The sequence below is a fragment of the Streptomyces sp. ICC1 genome, from assembly GCF_003287935.1.
GTDB classification, from domain to species: domain Bacteria; phylum Actinomycetota; class Actinomycetes; order Streptomycetales; family Streptomycetaceae; genus Streptomyces; species Streptomyces tritrimontium.
Genome location: NZ_CP030287.1, coordinates 6,094,569 through 6,100,568, shown reverse-complemented (window position 1 = coordinate 6,100,568; position 6,000 = coordinate 6,094,569). Strand labels below are relative to the sequence as shown.

Genomic DNA, 6,000 nt, shown 5'->3' with positions numbered 1-6,000 from the left:
AGATGTGTATAGGGGGCAGGTCCAGGGGATGTCGGGCACGGCGGGCTTCTCCTTCGTCGCGAGTCGTACGGATCTTCGTGCTGTTCTCCCGCTGCGGTTCTCCGGGGGCCGCGCACCGCGCGGCCCCCGGCCGGCGAGCGGGGCCGGTCACCTGCCGGCGGCCGCCTTCTCGAGCGCGGAGGCGGAGGCGGAGGCGGAGGCAGGGCCGGAGCCGGTGCCGGTGTCGGAGGCGCCGGCCGCCGACGGGTCCGCCTGCTCGCGGGCCGCGTCCTGCTCGTGCTGCCAGGACTGCGCGGCCTGCGCCTTCTCCTTCTCCCGGCCGGGGAGCAGCAGGGCCAGGGCGGCCGCCACGGCGACGACCACGGCGCCGATCCAGATGGCGGGGATGGTGCCGTCGGTGAAGGTCCGCGCGGACTCGTAGCCGCCCTGGGCGGAGAAGACGGAGGCGAGGACGGCGACGCCGAGGGCTCCGCCGACTTCGCGCAGGGCGCTGTTGGCGCCGGAGGCCTTGCCCTGGTCGGCGGGGGAAACGGTGGACATGAGGGCGTTGGAGGCGGGGGCGAAGAACAGCCCCATGCCGATGCCGCTGAGGATCAGGGGCGGCAGCTGGGCCGCGTAGGTGACGTCCGTACCCAGGATCATGGCGAACCAGCCGAGGCCGAGGGCCTGGAACGCCAGCCCGGCGACGACCACGGGGCGGCTGCCGATCCGGTCGGAGAGGATGCCTGCGATCGGCGCGGCGATCATGGGCATGCCGGTCCAGGGGAGCATGCGCAGCCCGGCCTCGGTGGGCGAGTAGCCGAGGACGCCTTGGAGGAACTGGCTCAGCAGGAAGATCGAGCCGAACATCCCGACGAACATCAGCAGGCTGGCCATGTTGATGCCGAAGAAGCCGCGGTCACGGAAGAGCCGCATGGGCAGCACGGGGTTGGCGTCGCGGAACCCGTGGTGGATGAAGCCGCCGACCAGCGAGACTCCGGCGATCAGCGCGGTCAGGACGGAGAAGCTGGTCCAGCCGTGCGCGTTGGCGTTGACCAGTCCGTAGACGATGCCGAAGAGCCCGCCGCTGATGAGCAGCGTCCCGCGGATGTCGAGCTTCGCCTGCGGGGCGGTCGACTCGCCGAGGCGCAGCCGGGCGAGCGGGATCAGTGCGAGGCCTATGGGCACGTTCAGCCAGAAGATCCACTGCCAGGAGATGTGCTCGGTCAGGCTGCCGCCGATGAGCGGGCCGCTGGCGACGGCGAGGCCGGTGAGGGCTCCGTAGATGCCGAGGGCCATGCCCCGTCGGGCGGCGGGGACGGCGACGGTCAGCAGGGTGAGCGAGAGCGGCATCATGATCGCCGCGCCGGCGCCCTGGACTGCCCGGGCCGCGATGAGTTCATTGATGCCCGGCGACAGGGCGGCCGCGGCCGAGGCGACGGTGAAGACGCCGAGCCCGGCGATGAAGAGCCGCCGGCGTCCGAACCGGTCGCCGAGGGCCGCGCCGAACATGAGCAGGACGGCGAAGGTGAGCGTGTACGCGTTCACCGTCCACTCCAGGTCCTCCAGCTTTCCGCCGAGGTCCTCACGGATGGAGGGGAGGGCGGTGGTGACGACGAGGTTGTCGAGTGCGGCCATGAAGCTGGCGGCGCCGGTGATGACCAGGGCCCAGATCGCGGGCCCGCGAAGCTTTGTGTCTTGCATGGCTTCCCCCAAGACTAGTTATTGATCACTAACTTTCGCGGACAGGACTCCGCGCTTTCCGGAGCGTGCGCACGGACCGGCGGCGGGTGCGGACGGCACGGCCGGATCGCTTCCCGAGTGCGGCCCGGCCGTACCCGGCCCGGGTACTACGCGGACTGCGGGCCGGACTCCGCCTCGGACTTCGGCTCGGACTTCGCCTCGGACTCCGCCTCGGACTCCGCCTCGGACTTCGGCTCGGGGGGCGACCCGGGGACCGGCCTGGGCTGGACGGACGGGTAGCAGCCTTCCCAGACCCGGTGCCCGGCCGGGAACCCCATGGCGGACAAGGTGTTGATCAGCATTCCGTAGGCGAGGAACGTGGTCGTCTCGCCCACGTCGGCGCCGAGGGGGATGTGAACCGTGTCCCACAGCTCCATCCAGGCGGCCCGCACCATCGCGCCGAACTCCGGTTCCCCGGCAGCTTCGGCGGCGGCGACGGTCACGTACGTCTGGAGCTGCATCTGCAGCTTGTCGGGCTGCTCGGCGATCAGCCGCATGTAGGCAGCGCCCATGTACTGGACCATGTCCTCGCCCTGGCAGCTCTCGGCCGCCTCCTCGAAGACGAGCCGGATGTCCTCCATGCAGCGGGCGGCGGCGGCGAGGAAGATCGCCTGCTTGTTGGGGAAGAGCCGGAACAGGTACGGCTGCGACACCCCGACGCGCTTGGCGATCGCCTCGGTGGAGGTCCCGTAGTACCCGCCCCGGGCGAACTCGCTCATCGCCGCCCGGATGACGCTCTCGCGCCGCTCGTCCGCACTCATCCTTGCCATGGTTCGAAGTTAGTGCTCAATCACTAACTTGGCAACCCTTCGCCGGACACGGCCACAGAAAAGGCCCTGACCGGCGGTTTCACCCGCCGGTCAGGGCCTCGATCCTTCAGCGAGGGGCCGCGCTACGCGAGGACGACCACCGCGCGCGACATCCCCAGCACCTTCTGCCCGGCGCTCATCGCCGTCAGGTCGACCCGTACGCGGTTGTCGTCCAGCTTCGCCGCGACCTTCGCCGTGACCTCGATCAGCGCGCCCCGCTCGTCGTTGGGGACGATGACCGGCTTCGTGAACCGCACCCCGTACTCCACGACGGCGCCCGGGTCGCCCACCCAGTCGGTCACCACGCGGACCGCCTCGGCCATGGTGAACATGCCGTGCGCGATCACGTCCGGCAGCCCGACCGCGGTGGCGAACTTCTCGTTCCAGTGGATCGGGTTGAAGTCGCCCGACGCACCCGCGTACCGGACCAGCGTCGCCCGCGTGACGGGGAAGGACGCCGCCGGCAGCTCGGTGCCGACCTCGACCGCGTCGTACTGAATCTGGGCAGCCATCTCAGGCCTCCTCGGTGGCGGAAGCGGCGGCGGACGCGGGCTCGGGCTCGGGCTCGGCGGAGACCGCGGGCTCGGCGGCGGGTTCCGGCGCGCGCGAGACGAGCTTCGTCCATGCCGTCACCACGTGCTCGCCGGTCTCGTCGTGGACCTCGCCGCGGATGTCGATGATGTCGTTGCCCGCGAGCGACTTCACGGCCTCGATCGTCGAGGTCACCGTCAGCCGGTCACCGGCCCGGACGGGACGCGAGTACGCGAACTTCTGGTCCCCGTGCACGACGCGGCTGTAGTCCAGCCCCAGCTGCGGGTCCTCGACGACCTGGCCGGCCGCCGCGAAAGTGATGGCGAACACAAAGGTCGGCGGGGCGATCACGTCTTGGTGACCGAAGGCCTTGGCGGCGTCGGGGTCGGTATAGACGGGATTGTCGTCACCCACAGCGACCGCGAATTCGCGGATCTTCTCCCGGCCGACCTCGTACGGATCGGTGGGCGGGTAGCTCCGCCCCACGAAGGACTGGTCGAGCGCCATGGCTCCCTACCTCCCTGTTGAATCGATCTGATGGAACGCCTGATGGAACGGCCCGTCGAACCGGCTTCTCGAAACGGCCTGTTGAAACGACACAAGGCCGCCCCCCAATGACGGGGACGACCTCATGACGGTGCCTGTTAAACGAGACTTCGCCAGTTGTCAGCGGGTCTCGCGGTGCGCGGTGTGCGAGTTGCAACGCGGGCAGTGCTTCTTCATCTCAAGACGGTCCGGGTTGTTACGCCGGTTCTTCTTGGTGATGTAGTTCCGCTCCTTGCACTCCACGCAGGCCAGCGTGATCTTCGGGCGGACGTCGGTGGCAGCCACGTGAGTGCTCCTTGACGGAAATTGGGACGGATGAACGCATACAAGAGTAGCCGACCGGGAGACCGACCCCGCAATCGGCTACTGTGTGTAGCGGCGACCGGACTTGAACCGGTGACACAGCGATTATGAGCCGCTTGCTCTACCGACTGAGCTACGCCGCTTTGATGAGATCCGCTCCCCACCCGAGGGTGGGGAACCTCTCTCACCAGAGCCCCAATGCGGAATCGAACCGCAGACCTTCTCCTTACCATGGAGACGCTCTACCGACTGAGCTATTGGGGCGAGCGAGGAAGACATTACACGGTCGCCCGCCGATCGCCCAAATCCTTTGCGGGGCCTGGCCTCGGAGCGGCGCCGCCGCCTTTCCCGATGATCTCCGAACACCCCTCAGGACGCCTTTCACCCCGAAATGTGTCAGGGGTCACATCCCGGTCGTCCAGACGCACCGGTACGACTATTGGCCTCTTCCGCGAAGCGGGCACCCCTGCCCCCTAGGCTCTGAGCACGCTGCGTGATCTTGGGCCGCGGCCACGGGCCCAGGAACCGCCCGAGCCACCGCAGGAGCGCGATGTCCGACAGCCAGCCGCAGCAGCCGTCCCCCTCCCCGCGCAACCGCCCGGCCGGCGGCGGGCACGCGAAGGGCCCCGCCCGCGGCCCTTCGCGTGACCAGGCGCACGGCGGCCCCGCCCACGGCTCCTCAGACGGCCCCGCCCAGGGTCCCGCCCAGGGTCCCGCCCACGACCCTGAGCGCAGCCCTGACCGCGGCCCTGAGCTCCGCCCTGACCGCGGCCACGGGGGCGGCCACGGGGGCAGCCCCGGCTCCGCCCCCGGGAGCCCCGGGCCGGCCGCGGCCGAGTCCGCCACCCTGCTCCTCACCGGCGCCCGCCTCACCGACGGCCGCACCGTCGACGTCCGCCTCGGCGGCGGCCGGATCCAGGCCGTCGGCGAGGCCGGGAGCCTCCCCGCCGCCGCGGGCGCCCGGGTGGACCTCGGCGGCTGGCTGCTGCTCCCCGCGCCCGCCGAGCCCCACTCCCACGGGGAGACCGCACTGACCGCCGACAGCGAGGGGCCCGTCTCCTACGCCCCCGAGGAGGTGCAGCGCCGGTCCACCGAGGCCGCGCTGCTCCAGCTCGGGCACGGGGCCACGGCCGTGCGGTCCCACGTCCGCATCGGCGACGTGCACGGCCTCGGCCCCCTGGAGGCCGTGCTCCAGGCCCGCCGCTCGCTGCGCGGGCTGACCGACCTCACCGCCGTCGCCGTGCCCCGGCTGCTGACCGGGGTGGCCGGCGCGGACGGGCTCGCCATGCTGCGGGACGCCGTGAAGATGGGCGCCTCCGTCATCGGCGGCTGCCCCGACCTCGACCCCGACCCGACGGGCTTCCTCGAAGCCGTGCTGGAGCTCGCCTCCGAGCACGGCTGCCCCGTCGACCTGCACACCGACGGGGACGACCCCGCCCGCCTGTCCCGGCTCGCGGCCATGGCCGGCGGGCTGCGCCCGGGGGTCTCCATCGGCCCCTGCGGCGGCCTGTCCCGGCTCCCGCTGGACGTGGCCACCCGGGCCGCCGACCAGCTCGCGGCCGCCGGCGTACGGGTCACCTGCCTCCCCCAGGGCGACTGCGCGGCCCTGGAGCGCCGGGGTCTGCGCACCGCCCCCGTACGGCTGCTGCGCGCCGCCGGGGTCCGGGTCGCGGCCGGCAGCGGGGCCCTGCGGGACGCGGGCAATCCGGTCGGGCGCGGCGACCCGCTCGAAGCCGCGTACCTCCTGGCCTCCCAGGGCGGGCTCCGCGCCGCCGAGGCCTACCACTCGGTCAGCGCCGCCGCCCGCGAGGCGACGGGGCTGCCGGAGGTGCGGGTGGAGGCCGGCTTTCCGGCGGAGCTGCTCGCCGTGCGCGGGGACCGGATCGCGAGCGTGCTGTCCCTCGCGTACAGCCGGATCGTGATCCACCGCGGGCGGGTGGTAGCCCGGACGAGTGCCGTACGGGAGTACTGCGACTCCGCCGTCGCCGTGGCCCTGGACCTGCCCCGGCAGGGCCGTACGGAGCCCGGCCCCTGAACCTTCACCGTGCTTTCCCGGGCGCGGGCGCCCGGCTCGTCGTACGGTCGGGGC

5 protein-coding genes, 2 tRNA genes and 1 pseudogene are annotated in these 6,000 nt (G+C 71.9%); 1 reads left to right on the top strand and 7 read right to left on the bottom strand.

Annotation, left to right across the window (positions count from 1 at the left end; translation table 11 throughout):
* Positions 1-147 precede the first annotated feature (147 nt).
* The 7 genes and pseudogenes from DRB96_RS28715 to DRB96_RS28685 all read right to left on the bottom strand — a co-directional run bounded on the left by DRB96_RS28715 (position 148) and on the right by DRB96_RS28685 (position 4,175).
* Positions 148-1,683: a DHA2 family efflux MFS transporter permease subunit gene (locus DRB96_RS28715; protein WP_112451078.1), complete on the bottom strand. Its 1,536-nt coding sequence runs from the start codon at positions 1,681-1,683 to the stop codon at positions 148-150.
* A gap of 260 nt (positions 1,684-1,943) precedes the next feature.
* Positions 1,944-2,492 (bottom strand): annotated as a pseudogene (locus tag DRB96_RS28710) (helix-turn-helix domain-containing protein); the annotation flags it as partial.
* Between the two features lie 122 nt (positions 2,493-2,614).
* Positions 2,615-3,043 (bottom strand): MaoC family dehydratase, encoded by a 429-nt coding sequence (locus DRB96_RS28705; protein ID WP_112451076.1) that lies wholly within the window; start codon positions 3,041-3,043, stop codon positions 2,615-2,617.
* A gap of 1 nt (position 3,044) precedes the next feature.
* Entirely contained in the window at positions 3,045-3,569 is a 525-nt protein-coding gene (locus DRB96_RS28700) for a MaoC family dehydratase N-terminal domain-containing protein (RefSeq protein ID WP_239516288.1), read from the bottom strand.
* A 159-nt stretch (positions 3,570-3,728) separates the two neighbouring features.
* Positions 3,729-3,893, bottom strand: coding sequence for a 50S ribosomal protein L33 (gene rpmG, locus DRB96_RS28695; protein WP_003956487.1), 165 nt, complete (start codon positions 3,891-3,893; stop codon positions 3,729-3,731).
* A gap of 88 nt (positions 3,894-3,981) precedes the next feature.
* Positions 3,982-4,054, bottom strand: a tRNA-Met gene (locus tag DRB96_RS28690).
* 48 nt (positions 4,055-4,102) lie between these two features.
* Positions 4,103-4,175: transfer RNA gene (locus tag DRB96_RS28685), tRNA-Thr, on the bottom strand.
* A gap of 286 nt (positions 4,176-4,461) precedes the next feature.
* Between DRB96_RS28685 and DRB96_RS28680 the strand changes: the two genes are divergently transcribed.
* The gene (locus DRB96_RS28680; protein ID WP_239516289.1) at positions 4,462-5,946 is read left to right on the top strand and encodes an amidohydrolase family protein; all 1,485 of its coding nucleotides are present in this window, start codon (positions 4,462-4,464) and stop codon (positions 5,944-5,946) included.
* Positions 5,947-6,000: the final 54 nt, after the last annotated feature.